Genomic DNA, 18,296 nt, shown 5'->3' on the forward strand with positions numbered 1-18,296 from the left:
CCCGGTGAAACAATCGCCCGAAAGGGTGATTTGCGCAAAATCACCCGCCTTTCTCACGGAATGAGGTGCAGCTCCCGCGCCCTCAACACCGCCTCGGTCCGCCGCTGGGCCTCCAGCTTCTCGTAGAGCCGCGCGACATGGGTCTTGACCGTATTGGGCGAGAGGTCGAGCCGCCGGGCGATGTCCTTGTTCGAGCAGCCGGCGGCCAGCAGGCCCAGCACCTCGAACTCCCGGCTGGTGATGCCCAGCGAGGCCTGGGCCTTCAGATTGGGCTCGAAGACGCCGGTGATCTTGGGCCGGAAGACCTGCGCCCCCACCCAGACCCCCAGCGCCAGCATCGCCGCGCCGCCGAGCGTCAGATAGATGGCGCCGGGGTGTGCGCGGGCGAAAGTCTGGTATTCCAGCCACTGCAGCCCCACCGCCCCCAGAGCCAGGATCAGGCCATAGATCGCCACCGTTCGCCACATGGCGGGGAGTGTAGGGGAGCGGGAGCAGCCGGACTACTCCCCCTCGATTTGCCTGAGGTGTAGAGGAAGGCATGACCCTCGCCGTCCGCCCCGCCGTTCCCGCCGACGCCGCCCTGATCCTGGGCTTCATCCGGGATCTCGCCGAGTACGAGCGGCTGGCCCATGAGGCGGTGGCCAGCGAGGCGGACATCGCCGCGGCCCTGTTCGGCGAACATCCCCGCGCCTTCTGCGACATCGCCGAGGCCGACGGCGTCCCGGTCGGCATCGCCCTGTGGTTCTACAACTTTTCCACCTTCACCGGCCGGCATGGCATCTGGCTGGAGGATCTGTTCGTTCAGCCGGCGGCGCGCGGCAAGGGCGCCGGCAAGGCGCTGCTGGCCGGCCTGGCGCGCCGGTGTGTCGATGAGGGGCTGACCCGGCTGGAATGGTCGGTGCTGGACTGGAACGCGCCATCCATCGCCTTCTATGATTCGCTCGGCGCGGCGACCATGGATGAGTGGACCACGCGGCGGCTCAGCGGCGAAGCGCTGGCCAGGCTGGCCGGATGAGCGCCCCGCCGGACACGGTGCTGGAGGTTGACGAGGCTGAAGCCGAGGCCATCCGCAACGCCGTCCGCACGGCCGATCCGCTGACCCTGGGCTATGGTCGGATGCTGGCCCGACCCGAGCATGCGGCGGCCCTGGCGCATTTCTTCGCCGACCCGCGCGTCTCCGGCGCCATCTATGACCTGCCCCGTCCGTTCACGGCCGAGGTCATGAATACCTGGATCCTCGAGAGCGAGGCCCTGCGCCAGGAAGGCCGCCGCCTCCTGATCCTGACCTTCGACGAGACCGCCCAGCTGGTCGGCTACAGCTGCATCACCGTCTGGCCGGAACGTTCCGCCGCCGAGCTGGCCGGGGCCATCCGCGCCGACCGCCAGAACGAGGGCCAGGGCGGGGCCGGCGCCATCCACAGCTTCGGCTGGGTGTTCGATACCCTGGGGGTGCGGATGATGGGATTGACCGCGGCCGTCGACAACGTCCGCTCGGCCCGGCTGATCGACGCCGCCGGCTTCACCCGCATGGGCGAGCGCGACAGCGTCCGACCCGACGGGACGGTGCGGCGGTCGCTCTACTGGGAGATGATGGCCGAGGACTGGAAGGCGCGCTGGGGGTAGCGCTTCTGGAACCCTTCCTCCTCGATGGAGGAAGGGCAGGGTTGGTGGTGTGCGCTCGGAGCCTGGGTGAAAAGCTCAGGGTGGCGTGGTCGCCTCCCCGAGTGCTTCCGGAAACGCACTGCCACCACCACCATCCCCGCCCTTCCTCAGCCTGCCCTCGGGCGGGCCGGGCGAGGCCCGACCCGGGGGAGGAGGAAGGGAGAAGCAAGGTGGGTTCAGGCCCGCTCGAACACCGCCGCGATGCCCTGGCCGCCGCCGATGCACATGGTCTCCAGGCCGTAGCGAACCTCGCGCCGCCGCATCTCATGCAGCAGGTTGGCCAGGATCCGGCCGCCGGTGGCGCCGATGGGGTGGCCCAGGCTGATGCCGCCGCCATTGACGTTGAGCTTGTCGCGGTCGTCCCAGTTCCAGCCCTTGAGCACGGCCAGCACCTGCGGCGCGAAGGCCTCGTTCAGCTCGACCAGGTCGATGTCGCTCCAGGAGAGGCCATTGCGCTTGAACAGGCGCTCGACGGCCGGCACCGGGCCGATACCCATGCGCGAGGGCTCGCAGCCGGCGGCGGCCCAGCTGTGAAACCAGCCGATGGGTTCCAGGCCCAGCTCCTCCAGCTTGTCCTCGGCGACGACCAGGCAGGCGGCGCCGGCGTCGTTCTGCTGGCTGGCGTTGCCGGCGGTGACGACGCCGTCCTTCTCGAGGGCGCGCAGCTTGCCCAGGGTCTCCATCGAGGCGTCGGCGCGGTAGCCTTCGTCATGGTCGAAAACGATGGGGTCGCCCTTCTTCTGCTTGACCGAGACCGGGACCAGTTCGTCGGCGAAGCGGTTCTCGGCCCACGCCTTGGCCGCCCGCTGGTGGCTCATGACCGCGTACTCGTCGGCCTCTTCCCGGCTGATCTGGTAGTCGCGGGCCAGGTTGTCGGCGGTCTCGATCATGCCGCTGATGACGCCGAAGCGCTCGATGGGCTGGCTCATCACCCGGCCGCGGGCGAGGCGGTCGTGCATGACGACCGACCCGGCGCGGGCGCCGTTACGCATGTCGGTCGAGTAGTATTCGACATTGCTCATGCTCTCGCAGCCGCCGGCGATGACCACGTCGGCCGCCCCCGTCTGGATGCGCATGGCCGCGTCGATCACCGCCTGCAGGCCCGAGCCGCAGCGGCGGTCCATCGACACCCCGGGGATGCCGATGGGCAGGCCCGCCTGCAGCAGCGACCAGCGGGCGATGCAGGGCGCCTCGCCGTTGGGATAGCCATGGGCGAAGGTGACGTCATCGATCCGTTCCGGGTCGATCTTCGTCCGCTCGACCAGTTCCTTGATGATGACGCCGCCGATCTCGCCGGCCGTCATGCTGCTGAGCGCCCCCTGGAACTTGCCGACGGCGGTTCGGAGGGGGCTGACAATGGCGGCGCGGCGCATGCTTTAGTCCTTAGACCGGATCGTAGGGGAAGACCGAGGCGCTGGCCCCGGCGTCGAAGAAGCTGTTCTTCATGGCCGGCAGGGCCACGTCGAGCAGGCTGCGCGGGGTCCAGCCTGAAGTGTTGGCCATCGAGCGGATCGGGCGGGGCTGGTCGAACAGCACCACCTCGTTGCCGCGCACGGCGAAGATCTGGCCGGTGACGTCCTTGGACTCCGAGGAGGCCAGGGCGACGGCCAGCTGGGCCACCTGGTCGGCGCGCATGGCGTTCTTCATGCGGTCGACGCGCTGGGCCGAGGCCTCGTCCTTGACCGGGATGGTGGCGATCATCCGCGTCCAGGCGAACGGGGCGATGATGTTGGAGCGCACGCCCTTGGCGACGCCCTCCATGGCCAGGATGCGCGAGAGGCCCATGACCCCCAGCTTGGCGGCGGCGTAGTTGGCCTGGCCGATATTGCCGATCAGGCCCGAGGTCGAGGTGAAGTGGACGTAGCTGCCTTCGCCCTGGTTGCGGAAATGCTCCACCGAGGCTCTGGAGACATTGTAGGCGCCGCGCAGGTGCACCTCGATGACCTTGTCCCAGTCCTCGTCCGCCATCTTGTGGAACATGCCGTCGCGCAGGATGCCGGCCGGATTGATGATGGCGTGCAGCCCGCCGAACTTGTCGATGGCCTGGGCGATCATCGCCTTGACGGCGTCCATGTTGGTGACGCTGTCGCTGTTGGAGAGGGCCTCGCCGCCGGCGGCGCGGATTTCCTGGGCCGTCTGCTCGGCCGGGCCCGCATCGCCCTCGTCGCCGCCACGCACCGCGCCGCCCAGGTCGTTGACCACCACCTTGGCGCCCTCGCGCGCCGCCAGCAGGGCGCACTCCTTGCCGATGCCGCCGGCCGCGCCGGTCACGATCACCACCTTGCCGTCCAGCACGCCCATGGTCTTCTCCCTGCGTCTCGCGCGTCTTCGTTGGCTGGTGTCCTAAGCCGTGGACGCAGGGTCAGGCAAGCCGCCCGTCCGGGATGGCCGCGATCAATGTCGCACCCCTCATCACCCGGTTGCCTCCACTCGGGTCTTCGGGCTAGCTTTCGCCAGACGGCCAAGGGGGCCAAGTCGGGGGACCGGATTATGATTAAGTTGCTGGGTTCGATCGAGCGGCGCGCGCTGCGCCTGTTCATGGCCCTAATGGTGGCGGCGGGCCTGGCCTGCAGCCCGGTGGCGGCCATGGCGGCCACCTATGTCAGCGCCGAACTGGGCGATGTGAAGCCCGAGGACAAAGCCAAGGTCGAGAGTCCTCAGCCGGTCCAGCTGCTGTTCCAGTTCAAGACCAAGGGCTCGCCCAACGCTGCGGCGACCAAGTTCCTGAAGGCCAAGGTGACCGAGATCGTCACCAACAGCGGCCTGTTCTCCAGCGTCAGCGAGGCTCCCGTGGCCAACGGCGCGGTGCTGAGCGTGGTCATCGACAACGTCATCACCCCGGAAGAAATGTCCAAGGCCACCGGCCAGGGCGTCAAGACCGGCGCCACCCTGTTCATCGCCGGCAGCAACATCACCGACCACTATGTCAGCACCCTGGAATATGTCAGCGGCCCCGGCGCTCCCAAGATCACCCGCTCGGCCAAGCATGCCCTGATCACCCAGATGGGCCTGATCAACAGCGCGCCTGAGGGCGCGGTGAAGATCGGCAGCATGAAGGATGGCGTCTTCACGATGGCCAGCCAGATCATCCTCAACCCGCTGAACGACATCGCCAAGGACCCGGCCTTCGCTGGCGGAACGCCGGGTCCGGCGGACGCTCCGGCCGCGCCCGCTGACGCCGTCCCGGCCACGCCCGCTGCGCCTCCGGCGCCCGAGCCCGCGCCGGCCGCCGCTCCGGCGGAGCCCACCCCGACGCCGCAGGGCTGAGGCCGATGAACCGCCGCCTCGTCGCCGCCGCCCTGCTTGGGGCGGCGGGGCTGGTCCTGTCGGGCTGCGCCACGCCGCCCATGGCCCCGCCCCAGGCTACTCTGGACAACATCCAGGCCCTGCGCGCCGCCAACCTGACGTCGATGAAGGTCGGCGCCTTCACCGCCGGCCCCGGACGTCCTCAGGAGATGGACAAGCGGATCGTGGTGCGGGCCGGCGCCCAGGCGGCGCCCAACGGCTCCTACGCCCGCTACCTGGCCGACACGATCAGGGCCGAGCTCGATGGCGGAGGACGGTTCGACGCCAATTCCGCGACGATGCTCTCGGGAGTGATCACCGACAGCCATGTCGACAGCGGCATGCCGGTCGGCCATGCGTCCCTGGCCGTCCGCTTCACGCTCACCCGTGACGGCAAGGTGGTGTTCGAAAAGACCCTGTCGGTCGACACGGCCTGGGAGTCGGCCTTCATGGGCGTGGTGGCGATTCCGGACGCCTTCAACCACTACACCGGCCTGTTCAACGAGATCACCACCAAGCTGTTCGCCGATCCCGACTTCCGGGCGGCGGCGAAGGCCGGCTGAGGCGGTCAGGCCAGGCGGTCGGCCTTGCGCAGGTCGGGGAACAGCCTGGCCCAGAGGCCGGTGACCACCAGCGCCCCGACCCCGCCGAAGATTCCCGCCCCGACCACGCCCAGGAAGCGGGCGACAATGCCGCTCTCGAACTCGCCCAGCTCGTTCGAGGCGCCGATGAACAGCCCCGACACCGTCGCCACCCGGCCGCGCATGTGGTCGGGGGTGACCAGCTGCACCAAGGTCTGGCGGACATAGACGCTGACCATGTCGCCGGCCCCCAGCAAGGCCAGGGCGAGCAGCGACAGCGGCAGCCATTTCGACACCGCAAACACCAGCGTCGCCAGCCCATAGACCGCCACCCCGGCGAACATCGCCCGCCCGGCATGGCGGTGGATCGGCCGCGCCGCCAGCCACAGCGCCACCGCCGCCGCCCCGACCCCCGGCGCGGCCCGCAGCATGCCGAACCCGTGCGGCCCGATCTGCAGCACATCCTTGGCGAAGGCCGGCAGCAGCAGGGTCACCCCACCCAGGATGACCGCCGCCAGGTCCAGCGAGATCGAGCCGAAGACGATCTTGGTCCGCCAGACATAGGCCAGCCCCTCCTTCATCAGAGCCCAGCGCGAGCCCGCCTGCACGACGGGCGAGGTGTTGGCGTTGATGAAGAACATCGTCGAGACGGCGACGATGTAGAGCGCCAGCGAGCCCGAATAGGCGACGGTCGGCGACACCGCGACCAGGAAGCCGCCGATCAGCGGCCCCACGACCGATCCGGTCTGCCAGGCCAGGGAACTGGCCGCGATGGCCCTGGGCAGCAGGCACCGCGGCACCAGCATCGGCGCCATGGCCGAACTGGCCGGCCCAAAGAAGGCCCGCGCCGCCCCGAACGCCGCGGCGATGGCCAGCAGCACCGGCACATTGGCCAGCCCCCGCCAGGTCACCGCCAGCAGCACGCCGGCCACCGCGATCTCGACCAGATAGCAGACGATCAGAATCCGCCGCCGATTGCGCCGGTCGGCATTCTCCCCGGCCGGCAGGAACAGCAGCAGCACCGGCAGGAAGGTCACCAGCCCCAGCAGGCTGACCATCAGCGCGGCCGGCTTCACATCCATGGTCCGCCGGGCGATCTCGTAGACCTGCCAGTTCAGCGTGACGGCCTCGATCTGGACGGCGAGCACGGCGGTCCAGCGGGAGAGCCAGTAGAGGACGAAGTTGCGGTGGGTGAGGAGTTCGCGGGTGGTCGAAGGCTGTTCGGGCGAGTCGAGGGTGGGGGAGGTCATGAGATGGGCAAGATCGCGCGATCTCAACGACCGGAGCAAGTGCATCTGGGGGCGACTGGAACGATGCATGGGAGATCGGCAAGACCGAAAGCCCAAACGCAGCCCTCTCTTGCCGGCCTAAATCTCGTCTGCCGCTTCTTCAGCTTCGGCTTGTTGCTCGGCCTGCGCCTTTTCAACAGATTTCGGCAACTTCGTGAGCGGGCGTTCAGCGAAATGATCCTCGATCCGGCGCAGCAAGAGTTCGACAGTCAGCTCAGGATTGGGAGTCGTATTTATTGCAGCCTTACGGCCAGGGTGAAGTACATCCCACGGCGAGGTTATCTGGGTTTTGCGCCGTTTTCCGGGATCTTTGTTGCCGAAGCCATCGATGGCTCGATTCCATACTGGCTTGAACCTCTCGATAAGCATGTTCTCGCCGAGCGGAATCCAAATGTCATCAACCACGAGATAGCGGACGTGGAAATCCGCCAGGTCGAGATTCTGGCACTCGTCAATCGAGGCGGCGTGATCTCGGAGGCGGGAGGCGAGTGCGGATCCCAGAGCCGACACGTCCGTCGAAAGACCGCCTTTGCGCCCACCCTTAGGGATTGCCTTCCCAATATAGATGGGACGCGCCACGGGGTCGGTCGGGCCAGGCGTGGTCGTAGGGGCGTAGGGCCCGAACGAGCCAGTGTAATAGATCACATAGACTCCGGCGCCCTTGATGGTGCTGGTTTCGGCAAGCGGAATGGCGCTACGGCGAAGAAGCTCCAGTTCGATAGAGCGAGCGAGATTGATCTTGTCGAGCGGATTGTAGACCACGCTCATTTCACGTTCCAAATCTTGAAGAGCCTTTGTGTGTGCCCGGCGGGCAGTCCTGTTCTGTACGTTACTTTAGAGGCGATGCACCGGGTTAGTTCAAGTGGTTTGGATCGACGGGCCACTAAGCCGCGAAGCGAAGCTTCAGCGCCACGCCGCGTCCGATGACCTCTGCCAGTCGCACCGGAACCGCATTTCCGAGCTGGCGCATGGTCTCGGTCCAGGAGCCGTGAAAGATGTAGTTGTCTGGAAAGGTCTGAAGCCGCGCGCTCTCACGTACCGTGAAATAGCGGACGGAGCCGTCGTGACGAGCCAACATGTTCTCACCGCCTGGGACACCATGGACCCCAGCTTTCAGGGTCTTAGCGGGTTCATCCAGAGGACTGCCAGTATGCCCGGGATATGAGCGCGCGCCGCCTTGGAATCGATGGTTGGGGATTTTGCGCGACTTATCCTTTTCGAATTCCGGGTCAGGAAGACCAGCGATGGCGTCTCGAACGGTGTTCCACGCGCAATCAACCGGTCGCTCGGACATCCGATCGGCTCGCTGTGAATAGACGGCCTCCGAAGGTCGATCCTTGATCGCGACCTTGTGCCTCTCCCAGTAGGACCCGTCGCGATGCTGATCCCAGATCAGCCGATCAAGACCATGAGTAGCCCGCGGAAAGTGCCATTCGACATCGAGATCATCGCGGAAGCCGACAAACACCACCCGCTCGCGTTTCTGTGGAACACCGTAGTCAGCGGCGTTCAGGACCCGCGCGACTACCCTGTAGTGCAAGCCATCTCGCGAACCTAGCAGGTGGTGGTTTTCTAACCGCCCTAAGTGATCCGTCCAGTCCTCGTCGGGCCTCGCCACGACTCCGGGATGCTCCAGTTGGAGTTTGATATATTCGAAGTAGTTGCGGAATGCCGCGCGGGTGAGTCCCTTGACGTTCTCAAAGACAAACGCCCTAGGCCGGGTTTCACGAACGGCCCGAATGGCTTGCGGGAACATATCCCGGGTGTCGTTGTAGGCTTGGTGTCGTCCGCCGAGTGAAAACGGCTGACACGGCGGACCACCCGACACGAGATCGATCGTATCCTCGAGGGGACTAAAATCGACGGCCCGTACATCGCCTTCGGTGAGGGGCCAGTGCTTGACGGGTGAATAGTCGATGCCTTGATTCTCGCGAATGGTGTCGCAGGCGTAGCGGTCCCATTCGACGACCTTGACAGGTTCGAAGCCGGCTCTGTGCAGGCCCATTCCCAGGCCGCCGGCTCCCGCGAAAAGTTCGATCGATTTCATGAGTCCAAAAATGTTCTAATTTCGTTCTCAAGGGAAGGCAGATCGTGCAGTTTGCATTCCCAAAGCTCTAGGGTTCGCCATCCCATGCTTTCCAGGGCAGCGAGGTTCCGGAGATCGCGGGCTCGATTCCCTTCCAGTTTGGGCAGCCAGAATTCGTGCCGTGATTTGGGGAGGCGCGCTAGTCGGCAGTCTGGGTCGGGATGGCGGTGCCAAAAGCAGCCATGGACGAAGATAGCCTTTCGGCGGACCGGAAAAACGAGATCGGGCGTGCCGGGTAGCTTTTTTGCGTGCAGGCGAAAGCGATAGCCCAACCTGTGAACGGTCGATCTGACTAGGCGCTCAGCGCGGCTGCCCGACGACTTGACGCGAGACATTCGTTCGCTGCGCTGCTGAGGAGTAAGCGTGTCCATCTACCTAGAACGGCTAGCTAGAGAAGGAAGCCACTCACTTGAAGCCAAACTCTCGTCCCAGAATCTCCCAGAGGCGATGCGCGCCTTCCTCGTCGAACTGAATGGTCTGACTTAGCTTACCGGGGACTTCGCGCTGTTCCGAGCCGCGGGTGTCAAGCTGGATCAGCCGTTTCCCCGCGCTCAACGTGTCGACCGCATAGGTGCAGACTACCTGAGTTCGATGAACCCTCAGCGTTCGTTCGGAACGCTCCAATGCCTTGATGAACGCCACGGCCGACTCTCCTCCAACCAATTCGGAAGGTAGAGCTTAGGATCGTCCGGCGCCTCAGTATTTCGAAGGGACGTCAAATCGGTTAGGCCAGAACGGTGCCATATCGCCGTCTAAAGCGCCCCAAACTCCACCTTCCCTGCGGCTGCCACCTCCGCCACCCGCCCCGGCCCCGTCTGGAACCGCCAGGACAGGTTCGTATGCGCGATCACCTGCTCCGTCGGCGGCGCACCCCATTGGCTGAGGTCCTTCGTCGGTGGGCGTCGCTGGCTCGGGTCACATCGTAGCCTCGGGCGAAGGCGCGGGGGTGGACGGAAACGGACGGCGTTTGGGCCGTTAAACGGGTTTCCCTGGGAGACCTTCGAGATGAAAGCCAAGGCCACCCCTCCCGGCTACCACACGCTCAACCCGATCCTGCGGGTCCCCAACGCCGCCGTCGCGGTGGACTTCTACAAGGCCGCCTTCGGGGCGACCGAGGATTTCCGGCGCGAGATGCATGGCAGACTGCTGGTCGCGGTGATCCTGATCGGCGACTCGCGCCTGATGATCTCCGATGGACGGAACGACCCCGCCAAGGTTAGCGGCGGCAATCCTCGCGGCAACGGCCTGGACCTCAAGATCTATGTCGATGACCTCGACACGGTGTTTCGCCGGGCCATCGAGAACGGCGCGACTCAGGAGGAGGCCCTCGAGGCGAAGTATTTCGGGGAACGGAGCGGGTCGCTGGTCGACCCGTTCGGCTTCACCTGGCGCCTGGCCGAGTTCCTGGAGGAAGTGCCGCACGCGGAGATCGAGCGTCGGATGCGCGAGGCGGCCAGCCGCGCCTGACGATTTGGCGTTGCATCAGCGCGGCGACGCCGGACCAAGTATCCGGTCGAACGCCCCGCGAAGGTCCTGATCCGGCGCGCCCGAAGCATCGACCGCCCGCCAGCCGATGAAACCGTCGGGCCGCACCAGCACCGCTCCGTCCGGCGACACGCCGTACTTCTCCCGCCAGGCGTCTCGCGAATCCCCGTGGGGGCTGTAGGTGGCGATCGTGACGCCGCGCCGGTCCGCCGCCACGCCGGCCGCCTCGATCCAGGCCGGCGAGTCCGACACCAGCAGGAAGCCGTCGCCGATCGCGTCGTGCAGCGCGCGCCGATCATCGGCCAGCCAGATGTGCGGCGCCCGCTCGCCTGGCGCGCCGGTGGGTTCAAAGGGGTTGCTGAAACCCGATGGCGGCGGGTCGGCCCCCTGGGCCAGGGCGCCGCGCGGGTAGTGCTGGCCGAAGATGACGTTGGCGTCCGGGGCGATGGGCTCGGGCGGGGGCAGCCGGGCCGACAGGTCCTTGAACCAGGCCGCGAGACGCGCCAGGGCCTGGGCCAGGGTGCGCGCGGCGACATGGCGGCGTTCTACATCGTAGGTGTCGAGCAGGGCGGGGTCGGCGCGGCCGTTCAGGACATGGGCCAGTTTCCAGGCCAGATTGTGCGCGTCGTGGATGCCGGTATTGCCGCCGAATCCGCCGGTCGGGGGCATCGAGTGGGCGGCGTCGCCCAGCAGGAACACCCTTCCATGGCTGAACCGATCGGCGATGAAGCCGGCCGCCGCCCATTCGCGGGCGTCGAAGAGGTCGACGCGGACGTCCTGGCGTCCGGCCGCCTGGCGCACCAGATCGCGCACCCGGTCGGCGTCGAAATCCTCGGGGCTTTCGCCCTGGTCAGGCCGGTACTGCAGGCTCAGCAACCATCGGCGCGGGCGCGGCGTGACCGAGGCGTTGATGTCGGAGACGAAGCAGGAGGTGAAGCGGCGGCCCTGCAGGAAGGGTTCCAGATCGGTCTCGAAGATGAGGTTCATCCAGTGCTGCAGCACGCCCGGGCCGCTCCGGCCGATGCCGAGCCGCTCGCGTGTCGCTCCGCCGACTCCGTCGGCCGCGATCATCCACTGCGCAAAGACCCGGCTGGCCTCGCCCGATTCGAGGTCGCGGATCGTCGCCTGAACGCCGTCCTCGTTCTGGGTGAAGTCGACCAGTTCGGTGTGGAAGCGGATGTCGGCGCCGCCGGCGGCGGCGTGACGACGCAGGATCGGCTCCAGCACATCCTGGTCGCAGGTCTCGGCCGTGGCGACGCTCAGCGTGTCCATGTCGCTCCAGGGCCGGCCCATGAACTGCAGGTCGGGATCGGCGAGATTGCGGGCCCTGGCGATCTCGCCGGCCTTCTGGTCGCCGGTCCGGCTGGCGTGGATCTCCTGTTCGATTCCGGCCCAGCGGAAGATTTCCATCGAACGGGGCGAGATGCCGGCGAACTTGTACTGCACCGTGGTGTCGGGGTGGCGTTCGACGACGATGCAGCGCACGCCGTGGCGGGCCAGGAGCAGGGCGGTGGTCAGGCCGTTGAGACTGCCGCCGACGATCAGGACGTCCGTATCATGAGTCATGCCGCACCAGATGGGAGTTAGTTGAATGACTTCAAGTATGTCAAAACCCATCGCCGTTCGCTGGGTTCCGGCGCGGCGGCCCAAAGGCGCGCCTCACCTTTCCGTCGTCGCGCCAGGCGCTACAGTCGGGCGATGGCCAGGACAAACACTGCCGGGACCGACGCCGCCGCGCGGGCGTGGCGCCTGATGTTCTCCTATTTCCTCTCGACCAGTCCGGCCCGGGAACGGAGCCTCGAGAGTCGCGGCCTCACCCCCAACGATGCCCGGGCGCTGTGGGCGCTCGATGAGACCCAGGGCCGGGCGATGGGCGCGCTGGCCCGGCAGTGGGGCTGCGATCCCTCCAACGCCACCTTCATCGTCAAGCGCCTGGAGCGCCTGGGGCTGGCCGAGCGCCACAGGAGCCCGCAGGACAGCCGGGTCAAGCTTGTCCGGCTCACGCCGCTGGGCGCGCGCCTGAAGGCCGAATTGCTGGCGGAGTACCATCTGCCGCCGCCCGGGCTGGAGGCGCTGGCGCCGGCCGATCTGGCGGCGCTGGAGGCGATATTCCAGAAACTGGCGCCGTCGTCGGCGTAACGGCGGGTCAGGCGCTGGCCGGGAACGCCACCTTCTCACTCTCCGCCACCTCCGCCACCCGCCCCGGCCCCGTCTGGAACCGCCAGTACAGGTTCGTATGCGCGATCACCTGCTCCGGCGGCGGCGCGCCCCACTGACTGAGGTCCTCCGTCGAGTGCGCATCGCTGGCCAGGGTCACATCGTAGCCTCGGGCGAAGGCCCCGTGGATGGTGGCGCGGATGCAGGCGTCGGTCTGGGCGCCGGCGACGATCAGGCGGCCGACGGCGAGGGCGGCGAGGCGGGCTTCGAGGTCGGTGTCCTCGAAGGCGTCGCCGTAGCGCTTGGAGATGTTCGGTTCGGTTGGCGCCGGGGTCAGTTCGGGCACGATCCGCCAGGGGTCGGCGTCCTTCACCAGATTGTCGTTGATGTGCTGGACCCAGATGACCGGCGCCCCGGCCTCGCGGGCCCGGTCGACCAGGCGGGCTAGGTTGCCGACGACGGCGTCCCGGTTATGGGCCCTCGCCATGACGCCGTTCTGGACGTCGACGACGAGGACGGCGGTGTTGGGACGGTTCTGGAGCGTGGTCATGGTCTCTCCCTTAAGCCAGCCGCAACCCAATCCTGGCATCATGCCGCGCCATGAAGAAGCTCTCCACCCTCTTCTGGGGCCTGACCCTGGCCGCCCTGGTCGGCTTCAGCCTGGTCCAGGTGTTGATCCAGCCGTCGGCGGCGAACGCCCCCGATGGAGCCGGTGGGCGAACCGAGGCCGTGGTGTTCGGCCGGCTGGTCAGCAACGCGCCGCAGTATGTGACACAGCAGCAGGTCTGGCTGATGAGCGCCGCCGGGCTGGCGCTGTTCGGCTGCGTCATCGCGTGGCTGGCGATCGCCTGGTTCGAGCGCCGCCGGGGCGGCGCTTAGCGGCCAGCAGGCTTTCGCGGCCCTGGGCCAGCAGCTCGGCGAGGTCGGCCTCGTCGATAGCGTCCAGCCGGACCACCACCGCGCCGTAGTCCGCGTAGTGCGGGTCCTGGACGAAGGCCTCGGGGTTGGCGAACTGCAGCGGGCCCTTCTCGTCCTTGGGACAGCGGACGGCCAGGATGTCGAGGCGGGGGACGCGCGGCTTCTTGGGATGCACCCGCTCGTTCCAGCTCCAGGCGAAGCCCTTGCCGTCGATCTGGAAATTCAGGGCCCGGTCGCTGGAGGCGTCGACGACGTCCGGCAGGGCGGCGGCGAGGCGGCGGGCGTCGGCGGGCGAGACTGGCATGGGGGCAGTTTTGCCCAGGACGGCTCACCGCGCCAGCAGCTGTGCCGCGATGACGTTGCGCTGGGTCTCGCTGGAGCCGGAATAGATGGTGGCGGCCCGCACGGCGAGGTGCTTGGCCGCGGCATGGGCCCCGGCGTCCAGCCAGGGATCGTCGGCAGCCACGCTGCTGAGCGCCGCCAGGCCCGCCGGGCCGGCGGCCTGCAGGGCCAGTTCGCAGACCCGCTGGTTCAGCTCGGTCCCGATCAGCTTGAGCATCGAGGGCGCGGTGTCGTCGCCCGGCCTGGGCCGGCCGGCGGGGAGCGAGGCCAGCTCCAGCTGCTCGAAGCTGAGAAGCTCGATCTCCAGCCCGGCCAGGGCGGTGCGCACGGCGGGTTCGAGGTCTGGCCCGGCGGCCTCGGCCAGGGCCTGGGCCCGGCGCAGCGAGCGGCGGACCAGGGCGGCGGGGGTGTTGTTGGAGCGGGCCAGCTGCATCAGCCGCTTGGCCATGGTCCAGCCGTCGTTCTCGGCGCCCACCCGGTTTTCGACCGGCACGGCGACATCGTCGAAGAAGACCTGGTTGAACTCGTGCTCGCCGCTCAGGCCCAGGATCGGCTGGACGGTCAGGCCGGGGCTGGCCATGTCGATCAGCAGGAAGGTCAGGCCCTGCTGCTTCTTCTCCAGGATGGCGGTGCGGACGATGGCGAACATATGGTTGGAATGGTGGGCGCCGGTGGTCCAGATTTTCGAGCCGTTGACGACATAGGCCTCGCCACGCCGCTCGGCCCGGGTGGCGATGGCGGCCAGGTCCGAGCCGGCGCCGGGTTCGGAGAAGCCCTGGCACCACAGGTCGCGGCCGTCGAGGATGGCCGGCAGGTAGCGGGCGCGCTGGGCCGGCGTTCCCTGCTCGATCAGCAGCGGGCCCAGGCTGCGGATGCCGCCGGCGAACAGGGGCGGGGCGTCGTTGGCCGCGCATTCGCGATCGAAGAGATAGCGTTGGCGGGCCCTCCAGCCCGTCCCGCCCCACTCGGCTGGCCAGGTCGGGGCGATCCAGCCCTGGTCGTAGAGGCGCCGGTGCCAGAGGCGGCAGGCGGCGATGTCGGCATGCACGCCCAGGGTCTCACGCCCGGCCCGGCGCAGGTCCGGGGTCAGGGCGCGGCCGAGGAAGGCCCGGACCTCGTCCAGGAAGGCGTCGTCGTCCACCGGCTGTGGAAGCGTGGCGGCGGCGATGGCCGGGGCGGGCATGGCGGGTCTCCGGCGCCGGGGACGGCGCACGGCTCCAGCCTGCCCGCCATTGGCGGTCCAGGCCCTTGATTCAGGTCAAGTCAGTCCAGAGGGGTCAGCCCCCGGCCTGCTGCTTGGCCCAGACGCCGGCGGCCACCACGGCCATCAGCACCAGGCTGGCCCACAGCGGCACGTTGCGGGGCGAGAAGAAGGACTGGCGGGGCTCGACGGCCGGGGTCTGGAAGGCCGAGACGTAAGGAGCCGGGGCGGGCGCGGCGGCCACGGGGGCGGGCGCCGCCGGGATCGGAGCGGCGGGCGGCTTGGCGGGCTTGGGGGATTTGGCCATGCTCAGGCGATCCGCGCGGCGGTCATGTCGGCCCAGGCCTTGGGATCGGGAACGGGCTGCGATTCACCCACCAGCAGGGCGGCGCCGGGCGAGCCGGCCACGCGGCCGATGCGGTAGAGGTCGAAGCCGGCGATGCTGCGGGTGTCGCCGCACAGGCGGCTGGCGATGGCCTTGGCCCCACCCAGGTTGGCGGCATGGCAGACATGCTGATGGCCGACCTTGGTTCCGGCGTGCATGACCAGTTGGATCGTCCAATAGCCGGCGGCGTCCGCGATGGCGGACGGCTGGGCGGTAGCGGGTTTCATGGCGGGTCCCCTTTCCGGGGATTTGCGGGGCGCCGCGCGGTGCGAAGCTTGGCCCTGCGCGCCAGGGCGACTGGGCCGAGACGCGCCTCTGTCAGGAGGCAGACACATCTCTAGCAGATCGGGCGCTGGAAAGCCCGCGCCGAATGGAACGGATTCTTAGAGATAAGCCTGTCCGGGCGGCGGAACCGGAGTCCACTTCCGCCTGACAGGCTTCAGCCGGCCAGCCATTTGAAGCCGGCGCGCAGCACGACGATGGCCTGCATGCTCACGGCCAGCAGCAGAAGCAGGCCGGGAATATAGGCGGCCATGCCGGTCAGATGGGTCCAGCCGACCGCCTGGGCGCCCATGGCGGCGGCGCCGGTGAGGGCGAACAGGACCAGCAGCACGGCCCAAAGCGAGGGGCCGCTCCTGTGACGATTGCGGCGTCCCTGCCAGCGGATCATGGGTTTCCTTGGGGGCTCCGGCCGGAGGGCGGGAGACTCATCCATTGGAACAGAAAGCGGGGGCTGTGGATACGGCCCGCGCCGTCTGCGTTGACGCAGGCTCCGCATGGCCTTATCGGCCCGCCCCTCATGTCCGCCCTGCCGCCCCTCCGCTCCGAGCGACCCGACGACGCCCCCGCCGTGGCGGCGCTGATCGCGGCCGCCTTCGGCCCGGGCCGATTCGCCAAGGCGGCCGAGCGGCTGCGCGAGGGGCGGGGGCCGGAGCTGGCCCTGAGTTTCGTGGCCTGGGACGGCGGCCGGCTGGCCGGGTCGGTGCGGCTGTGGCCGGTGAGCGTTGGCGGGGCCGCCTGCATCTTCCTGGGGCCGATCGCGGTGGACATGGCCTGGCGCGGCCGGGGCCTGGGCGAGGCCCTGGTCGAGACGGCCTGCGCGGCGGCGGCCCAGGCCGGCTGGCGGGCGGTGCTGCTGGTCGGGGATGCGCCGTATTTTGGGCGGATGGGCTTTGAAATCGCGCCGGGCGTGGAGATGCCGGGGCCGGTGGATCGGCGGCGGGTGCTGGCGCGGGCGCTGGTCGAGGGCGGGACCGAGGCGCTGGTTGGCGCGGTTCTGGCCTAAAGATTTTCACCACGAACAACACGAACAACACGAACCGACGGCGCCGAACGCGCCCTTCCGGCCGAAGGCCTGTTCCAGCAACAGACCCTTCGGGTCGGTCTCGGGCTTGCGCGATCCCGTTCGTGTTGTTCGTGTTGTTCGTGGTGAAATCCTTCCTTCCGCGCGCAGTGCTCCCTAGATTGAGCCCATGACCGACCCCAAACCCGGACTGGACGGCGTCATCGCCGCGGCCAAGCAGGCCCCGGGGCGGGGGCTGCCGCCGGTGCATCTGTGGAATCCGGCCCATTGCGGCGAGATCGATATCCGCATCCGCAAGGACGGCGTCTGGTTCCATGAGGGCACGCCGATCGGCCGCGAGGCGCTGGTCCGGCTGTTCTCCACCGTGCTGCGCAAGGATCCCGACGGCTTCCACCTGGTGACCCCGGTCGAGAAGATGAAGATCGTCGTCGAGGACGCCCCCTTCATCGCCACCCGGGTCGACCGGCTGGAGAGCGGGGCGCTGCGGTTCCTCACCAATGTCGGCGACGAGGTCGAGGCCGGGCCCGAGCACGAGATCCGCGTCGACCTCGACCCGGCCAGCGGCGAGCCGCGGCCCTATCTGCACGTGCGGCGCGGGCTGGAGGCGCTGATCGCCCGGCCGGTCTTCTATGAGCTGGTCGAGATGGCCGCCGAGCGCGACACGGCCGAGGGGCCCCGCCTGGGCGTCGAGTCGAACGGGGCCTGGTTCCCGGTCGGGCCGGCCGGAGCGCACTGTCTGTGACGCGGCCGGGACCTGAACTGCGCGACTGGATTTCCCGACATCTCGATCCGCTGGACGACCAGGCGCTGGGCGACCGCGAGATTCGTTCGGACTTCGACCTCAACCCCGACATGCCAGGGACGGGCGGGGTCCTGACTCCAGCGGCGGTGCTGGTCGGGCTGGTCGAGCGCGAGGCGGGGCTGAGCGTGATCCTGACCCGGCGGTCCGAGACGCTACGGCGGCATACAGGGCAAGTGGCCTTTCCCGGCGGCCGCTGCGATCCGGGCGAGACCCCTTCGCAGACCGCCCTGCGCGAGGCCAATGAGGAAATCGGGCTGGACCCGGCGGCGGTCAGCCTGGCGGGGATGTCGACGCCCTACCGCACCGGCACCGGCTATCTGATCGCCCCGGTGGTCGGCTTCGTGCGGCCCGACATCGTGCTGACCCCCAGCCCGGACGAGGTGGCCCACATCTTCGAGACGCCCTTTGGCTTCCTGATGGACCCGGCCAACCACGAAAAGCGCTTCTACGACATGCCCGACGGCGGTCGGCGGCACTTCTATGCGATGAGCTGGGAGGACCAGCTGATCTGGGGCGCGACGGCGGGCATGCTGCGGGCCCTCTATGACCGCCTCTACGGAGCGGCGATGGGTTAGCTCCTTTCCTCCCCGCGAAGCGGGGGAGGGGGACCATGCGCAGCATGGTGGAGGGGGCGAGGGCCGTGCTGGGCTTTTCCGGGTCCGCTCCCTGCCAACCTCTCACCGCCGTGAGCGCGGTCGCCCCCTCCACCACGCCTTCGGCGCGGTCCCCCTCCCCCGCTTCGCGGGGAGGAGAAGATAAGTTCGGGGTTGAATCTTGGGACCCGACCGCTAAGCCCTCAT

General features: G+C 68.3%; 25 protein-coding genes. 10 read left to right on the plus strand and 15 right to left on the minus strand.

Going from position 1 to position 18,296, the window contains the following annotated elements; genetic code table 11:
• Window positions 1-53 precede the first annotated feature (53 nt).
• Window positions 54-467 carry a LuxR C-terminal-related transcriptional regulator gene (locus QO010_RS18940; RefSeq protein ID WP_307351788.1) on the minus strand — a complete coding sequence of 138 codons (414 nt, stop codon included), beginning with the start codon at window positions 465-467 and terminating at the stop codon, window positions 54-56.
• Window positions 468-538: 71 nt separating this feature from the next.
• On the opposite strand from QO010_RS18940, the gene QO010_RS18945 reads away from it, so the two are divergent.
• Window positions 539-1,015, plus strand: a complete 477-nt coding sequence (locus tag QO010_RS18945) for a GNAT family N-acetyltransferase (protein WP_307351789.1) — start codon at window positions 539-541, stop codon at window positions 1,013-1,015.
• Window positions 1,012-1,623, plus strand: coding sequence for a GNAT family N-acetyltransferase (locus tag QO010_RS18950; RefSeq protein WP_307351790.1), 612 nt, complete (start codon window positions 1,012-1,014; stop codon window positions 1,621-1,623). Before QO010_RS18945 ends, QO010_RS18950 begins: the two co-directional genes overlap by 4 nt.
• Before the next feature lie 215 nt (window positions 1,624-1,838).
• On the opposite strand, the gene QO010_RS18955 is transcribed toward QO010_RS18950, so the two are convergent.
• Window positions 1,839-3,035 (minus strand): acetyl-CoA C-acetyltransferase, encoded by a 1,197-nt coding sequence (locus QO010_RS18955; protein WP_307351791.1) that lies wholly within the window; start codon window positions 3,033-3,035, stop codon window positions 1,839-1,841.
• A gap of 10 nt (window positions 3,036-3,045) precedes the next feature.
• Window positions 3,046-3,963, minus strand: a complete 918-nt coding sequence (locus tag QO010_RS18960; RefSeq protein WP_307351792.1) for an SDR family NAD(P)-dependent oxidoreductase — start codon at window positions 3,961-3,963, stop codon at window positions 3,046-3,048.
• A 189-nt stretch (window positions 3,964-4,152) separates the two neighbouring features.
• Between QO010_RS18960 and QO010_RS18965 the strand changes: the two genes are divergently transcribed.
• Both QO010_RS18965 and QO010_RS18970 read left to right on the plus strand, forming a co-directional pair.
• Window positions 4,153-4,929, plus strand: coding sequence for a hypothetical protein (locus QO010_RS18965; protein WP_307351793.1), 777 nt, complete (start codon window positions 4,153-4,155; stop codon window positions 4,927-4,929).
• A gap of 5 nt (window positions 4,930-4,934) precedes the next feature.
• On the plus strand, window positions 4,935-5,510 hold the full coding sequence (locus tag QO010_RS18970; RefSeq protein ID WP_307351794.1) for a hypothetical protein: 576 nt from the start codon (window positions 4,935-4,937) through the stop codon (window positions 5,508-5,510).
• Window positions 5,511-5,515: 5 nt separating this feature from the next.
• On the opposite strand, the gene QO010_RS18975 is transcribed toward QO010_RS18970, so the two are convergent.
• The 5 genes from QO010_RS18975 to QO010_RS18995 all read right to left on the minus strand — a co-directional run bounded on the left by QO010_RS18975 (window position 5,516) and on the right by QO010_RS18995 (window position 9,545).
• Window positions 5,516-6,778, minus strand: a complete 1,263-nt coding sequence (locus QO010_RS18975) for an MFS transporter (protein WP_307351795.1) — start codon at window positions 6,776-6,778, stop codon at window positions 5,516-5,518.
• Between the two features lie 117 nt (window positions 6,779-6,895).
• Window positions 6,896-7,585, minus strand: a complete 690-nt coding sequence (locus QO010_RS18980; protein WP_307351796.1) for an Eco29kI family restriction endonuclease — start codon at window positions 7,583-7,585, stop codon at window positions 6,896-6,898.
• A 115-nt stretch (window positions 7,586-7,700) separates the two neighbouring features.
• Entirely contained in the window at window positions 7,701-8,864 is a 1,164-nt protein-coding gene (locus QO010_RS18985; RefSeq protein ID WP_307351797.1) for a DNA cytosine methyltransferase, read from the minus strand.
• Complete coding sequence (locus tag QO010_RS18990) at window positions 8,861-9,274, minus strand: very short patch repair endonuclease (RefSeq protein ID WP_307351798.1); 414 nt, start codon at window positions 9,272-9,274, stop codon at window positions 8,861-8,863. The genes QO010_RS18985 and QO010_RS18990 overlap by 4 nt, the downstream gene beginning before the upstream one ends.
• Before the next feature lie 34 nt (window positions 9,275-9,308).
• On the minus strand, window positions 9,309-9,545 hold the full coding sequence (locus QO010_RS18995; RefSeq protein WP_307351800.1) for a hypothetical protein: 237 nt from the start codon (window positions 9,543-9,545) through the stop codon (window positions 9,309-9,311).
• 363 nt (window positions 9,546-9,908) lie between these two features.
• On the opposite strand from QO010_RS18995, the gene QO010_RS19000 reads away from it, so the two are divergent.
• Window positions 9,909-10,370 (plus strand): VOC family protein, encoded by a 462-nt coding sequence (locus QO010_RS19000; RefSeq protein ID WP_307351801.1) that lies wholly within the window; start codon window positions 9,909-9,911, stop codon window positions 10,368-10,370.
• A 15-nt stretch (window positions 10,371-10,385) separates the two neighbouring features.
• Here QO010_RS19000 and QO010_RS19005 read toward each other — a convergent pair whose 3' ends face one another.
• Window positions 10,386-11,954, minus strand: coding sequence for an FAD-dependent monooxygenase (locus QO010_RS19005; protein WP_307351803.1), 1,569 nt, complete (start codon window positions 11,952-11,954; stop codon window positions 10,386-10,388).
• Window positions 11,955-12,086: 132 nt separating this feature from the next.
• Here QO010_RS19005 and QO010_RS19010 point away from each other — a divergent pair, with 132 nt between their 5' ends.
• Complete coding sequence (locus tag QO010_RS19010) at window positions 12,087-12,527, plus strand: MarR family winged helix-turn-helix transcriptional regulator (RefSeq protein ID WP_307351805.1); 441 nt, start codon at window positions 12,087-12,089, stop codon at window positions 12,525-12,527.
• Between the two features lie 7 nt (window positions 12,528-12,534).
• Here the strand turns inward: QO010_RS19010 and QO010_RS19015 are convergent, their stop codons facing one another.
• Entirely contained in the window at window positions 12,535-13,095 is a 561-nt protein-coding gene (locus QO010_RS19015) for a cysteine hydrolase family protein (protein ID WP_307351807.1), read from the minus strand.
• A 50-nt stretch (window positions 13,096-13,145) separates the two neighbouring features.
• Here QO010_RS19015 and QO010_RS19020 point away from each other — a divergent pair, with 50 nt between their 5' ends.
• Window positions 13,146-13,424, plus strand: coding sequence for a hypothetical protein (locus tag QO010_RS19020; RefSeq protein WP_307351808.1), 279 nt, complete (start codon window positions 13,146-13,148; stop codon window positions 13,422-13,424).
• Here the strand turns inward: QO010_RS19020 and QO010_RS19025 are convergent.
• From QO010_RS19025 to QO010_RS19045, 5 genes are all read right to left on the minus strand, one after another.
• Window positions 13,372-13,767 (minus strand): MmcQ/YjbR family DNA-binding protein, encoded by a 396-nt coding sequence (locus tag QO010_RS19025; RefSeq protein WP_307351810.1) that lies wholly within the window; start codon window positions 13,765-13,767, stop codon window positions 13,372-13,374. The two genes, QO010_RS19020 and QO010_RS19025, sit on opposite strands and share 53 nt — an antisense overlap.
• Window positions 13,768-13,791: 24 nt before the next feature.
• A complete protein-coding gene (locus tag QO010_RS19030; protein WP_307351812.1) occupies window positions 13,792-14,988 on the minus strand; it encodes an acyl-CoA dehydrogenase family protein in 1,197 nt (398 codons plus the stop codon).
• Window positions 14,989-15,082: 94 nt separating this feature from the next.
• Window positions 15,083-15,313 carry a hypothetical protein gene (locus QO010_RS19035; protein ID WP_307351814.1) on the minus strand — a complete coding sequence of 77 codons (231 nt, stop codon included), beginning with the start codon at window positions 15,311-15,313 and terminating at the stop codon, window positions 15,083-15,085.
• Between the two features lie 2 nt (window positions 15,314-15,315).
• Window positions 15,316-15,618 (minus strand): hypothetical protein, encoded by a 303-nt coding sequence (locus QO010_RS19040; RefSeq protein ID WP_307351816.1) that lies wholly within the window; start codon window positions 15,616-15,618, stop codon window positions 15,316-15,318.
• Window positions 15,619-15,830: 212 nt separating this feature from the next.
• The gene (locus QO010_RS19045) at window positions 15,831-16,061 is read right to left on the minus strand and encodes a hypothetical protein (protein ID WP_307351817.1); all 231 of its coding nucleotides are present in this window, start codon (window positions 16,059-16,061) and stop codon (window positions 15,831-15,833) included.
• Between the two features lie 129 nt (window positions 16,062-16,190).
• Here QO010_RS19045 and QO010_RS19050 point away from each other — a divergent pair, with 129 nt between their 5' ends.
• The 3 genes from QO010_RS19050 to QO010_RS19060 all read left to right on the plus strand — a co-directional run bounded on the left by QO010_RS19050 (window position 16,191) and on the right by QO010_RS19060 (window position 18,071).
• Window positions 16,191-16,676 (plus strand): GNAT family N-acetyltransferase, encoded by a 486-nt coding sequence (locus tag QO010_RS19050; protein ID WP_307351819.1) that lies wholly within the window; start codon window positions 16,191-16,193, stop codon window positions 16,674-16,676.
• Between the two features lie 187 nt (window positions 16,677-16,863).
• Complete coding sequence (locus QO010_RS19055; RefSeq protein WP_307351821.1) at window positions 16,864-17,436, plus strand: DUF1285 domain-containing protein; 573 nt, start codon at window positions 16,864-16,866, stop codon at window positions 17,434-17,436.
• Entirely contained in the window at window positions 17,433-18,071 is a 639-nt protein-coding gene (locus tag QO010_RS19060; RefSeq protein ID WP_307351823.1) for an NUDIX hydrolase, read from the plus strand. Before QO010_RS19055 ends, QO010_RS19060 begins: the two co-directional genes overlap by 4 nt.
• Window positions 18,072-18,296: the final 225 nt, after the last annotated feature.

This window comes from Caulobacter ginsengisoli, from assembly GCF_030814835.1.
GTDB lineage: Bacteria > Pseudomonadota > Alphaproteobacteria > Caulobacterales > Caulobacteraceae > Caulobacter > Caulobacter ginsengisoli.

Bases quoted from the DNA above. Each gene is read 5' to 3' on its own strand.
- QO010_RS18940 (WP_307351788.1), bottom strand. From the start codon at position 467: ATGTGGCGAACGGTGGCGATCTATGGCCTGATCCTGGCTCTGGGGGCG.
- QO010_RS18945 (WP_307351789.1), top strand. From the start codon at position 539: ATGACCCTCGCCGTCCGCCCCGCCGTTCCCGCCGACGCCGCCCTGATC.
- QO010_RS18950 (WP_307351790.1), top strand. From the start codon at position 1,012: ATGAGCGCCCCGCCGGACACGGTGCTGGAGGTTGACGAGGCTGAAGCC.
- QO010_RS18955 (WP_307351791.1), bottom strand. From the start codon at position 3,035: ATGCGCCGCGCCGCCATTGTCAGCCCCCTCCGAACCGCCGTCGGCAAG.
- QO010_RS18960 (WP_307351792.1), bottom strand. From the start codon at position 3,963: ATGGGCGTGCTGGACGGCAAGGTGGTGATCGTGACCGGCGCGGCCGGC.
- QO010_RS18965 (WP_307351793.1), top strand. From the start codon at position 4,153: ATGATTAAGTTGCTGGGTTCGATCGAGCGGCGCGCGCTGCGCCTGTTC.
- QO010_RS18970 (WP_307351794.1), top strand. From the start codon at position 4,935: ATGAACCGCCGCCTCGTCGCCGCCGCCCTGCTTGGGGCGGCGGGGCTG.
- QO010_RS18975 (WP_307351795.1), bottom strand. From the start codon at position 6,778: ATGACCTCCCCCACCCTCGACTCGCCCGAACAGCCTTCGACCACCCGC.
- QO010_RS18980 (WP_307351796.1), bottom strand. From the start codon at position 7,585: ATGAGCGTGGTCTACAATCCGCTCGACAAGATCAATCTCGCTCGCTCT.
- QO010_RS18985 (WP_307351797.1), bottom strand. From the start codon at position 8,864: ATGAAATCGATCGAACTTTTCGCGGGAGCCGGCGGCCTGGGAATGGGC.
- QO010_RS18990 (WP_307351798.1), bottom strand. From the start codon at position 9,274: ATGGACACGCTTACTCCTCAGCAGCGCAGCGAACGAATGTCTCGCGTC.
- QO010_RS19000 (WP_307351801.1), top strand. From the start codon at position 9,909: ATGAAAGCCAAGGCCACCCCTCCCGGCTACCACACGCTCAACCCGATC.
- QO010_RS19005 (WP_307351803.1), bottom strand. From the start codon at position 11,954: ATGACTCATGATACGGACGTCCTGATCGTCGGCGGCAGTCTCAACGGC.
- QO010_RS19010 (WP_307351805.1), top strand. From the start codon at position 12,087: ATGGCCAGGACAAACACTGCCGGGACCGACGCCGCCGCGCGGGCGTGG.
- QO010_RS19015 (WP_307351807.1), bottom strand. From the start codon at position 13,095: ATGACCACGCTCCAGAACCGTCCCAACACCGCCGTCCTCGTCGTCGAC.
- QO010_RS19020 (WP_307351808.1), top strand. From the start codon at position 13,146: ATGAAGAAGCTCTCCACCCTCTTCTGGGGCCTGACCCTGGCCGCCCTG.
- QO010_RS19025 (WP_307351810.1), bottom strand. From the start codon at position 13,767: ATGCCAGTCTCGCCCGCCGACGCCCGCCGCCTCGCCGCCGCCCTGCCG.
- QO010_RS19030 (WP_307351812.1), bottom strand. From the start codon at position 14,988: ATGCCCGCCCCGGCCATCGCCGCCGCCACGCTTCCACAGCCGGTGGAC.
- QO010_RS19035 (WP_307351814.1), bottom strand. From the start codon at position 15,313: ATGGCCAAATCCCCCAAGCCCGCCAAGCCGCCCGCCGCTCCGATCCCG.
- QO010_RS19040 (WP_307351816.1), bottom strand. From the start codon at position 15,618: ATGAAACCCGCTACCGCCCAGCCGTCCGCCATCGCGGACGCCGCCGGC.
- QO010_RS19045 (WP_307351817.1), bottom strand. From the start codon at position 16,061: ATGATCCGCTGGCAGGGACGCCGCAATCGTCACAGGAGCGGCCCCTCG.
- QO010_RS19050 (WP_307351819.1), top strand. From the start codon at position 16,191: ATGTCCGCCCTGCCGCCCCTCCGCTCCGAGCGACCCGACGACGCCCCC.
- QO010_RS19055 (WP_307351821.1), top strand. From the start codon at position 16,864: ATGACCGACCCCAAACCCGGACTGGACGGCGTCATCGCCGCGGCCAAG.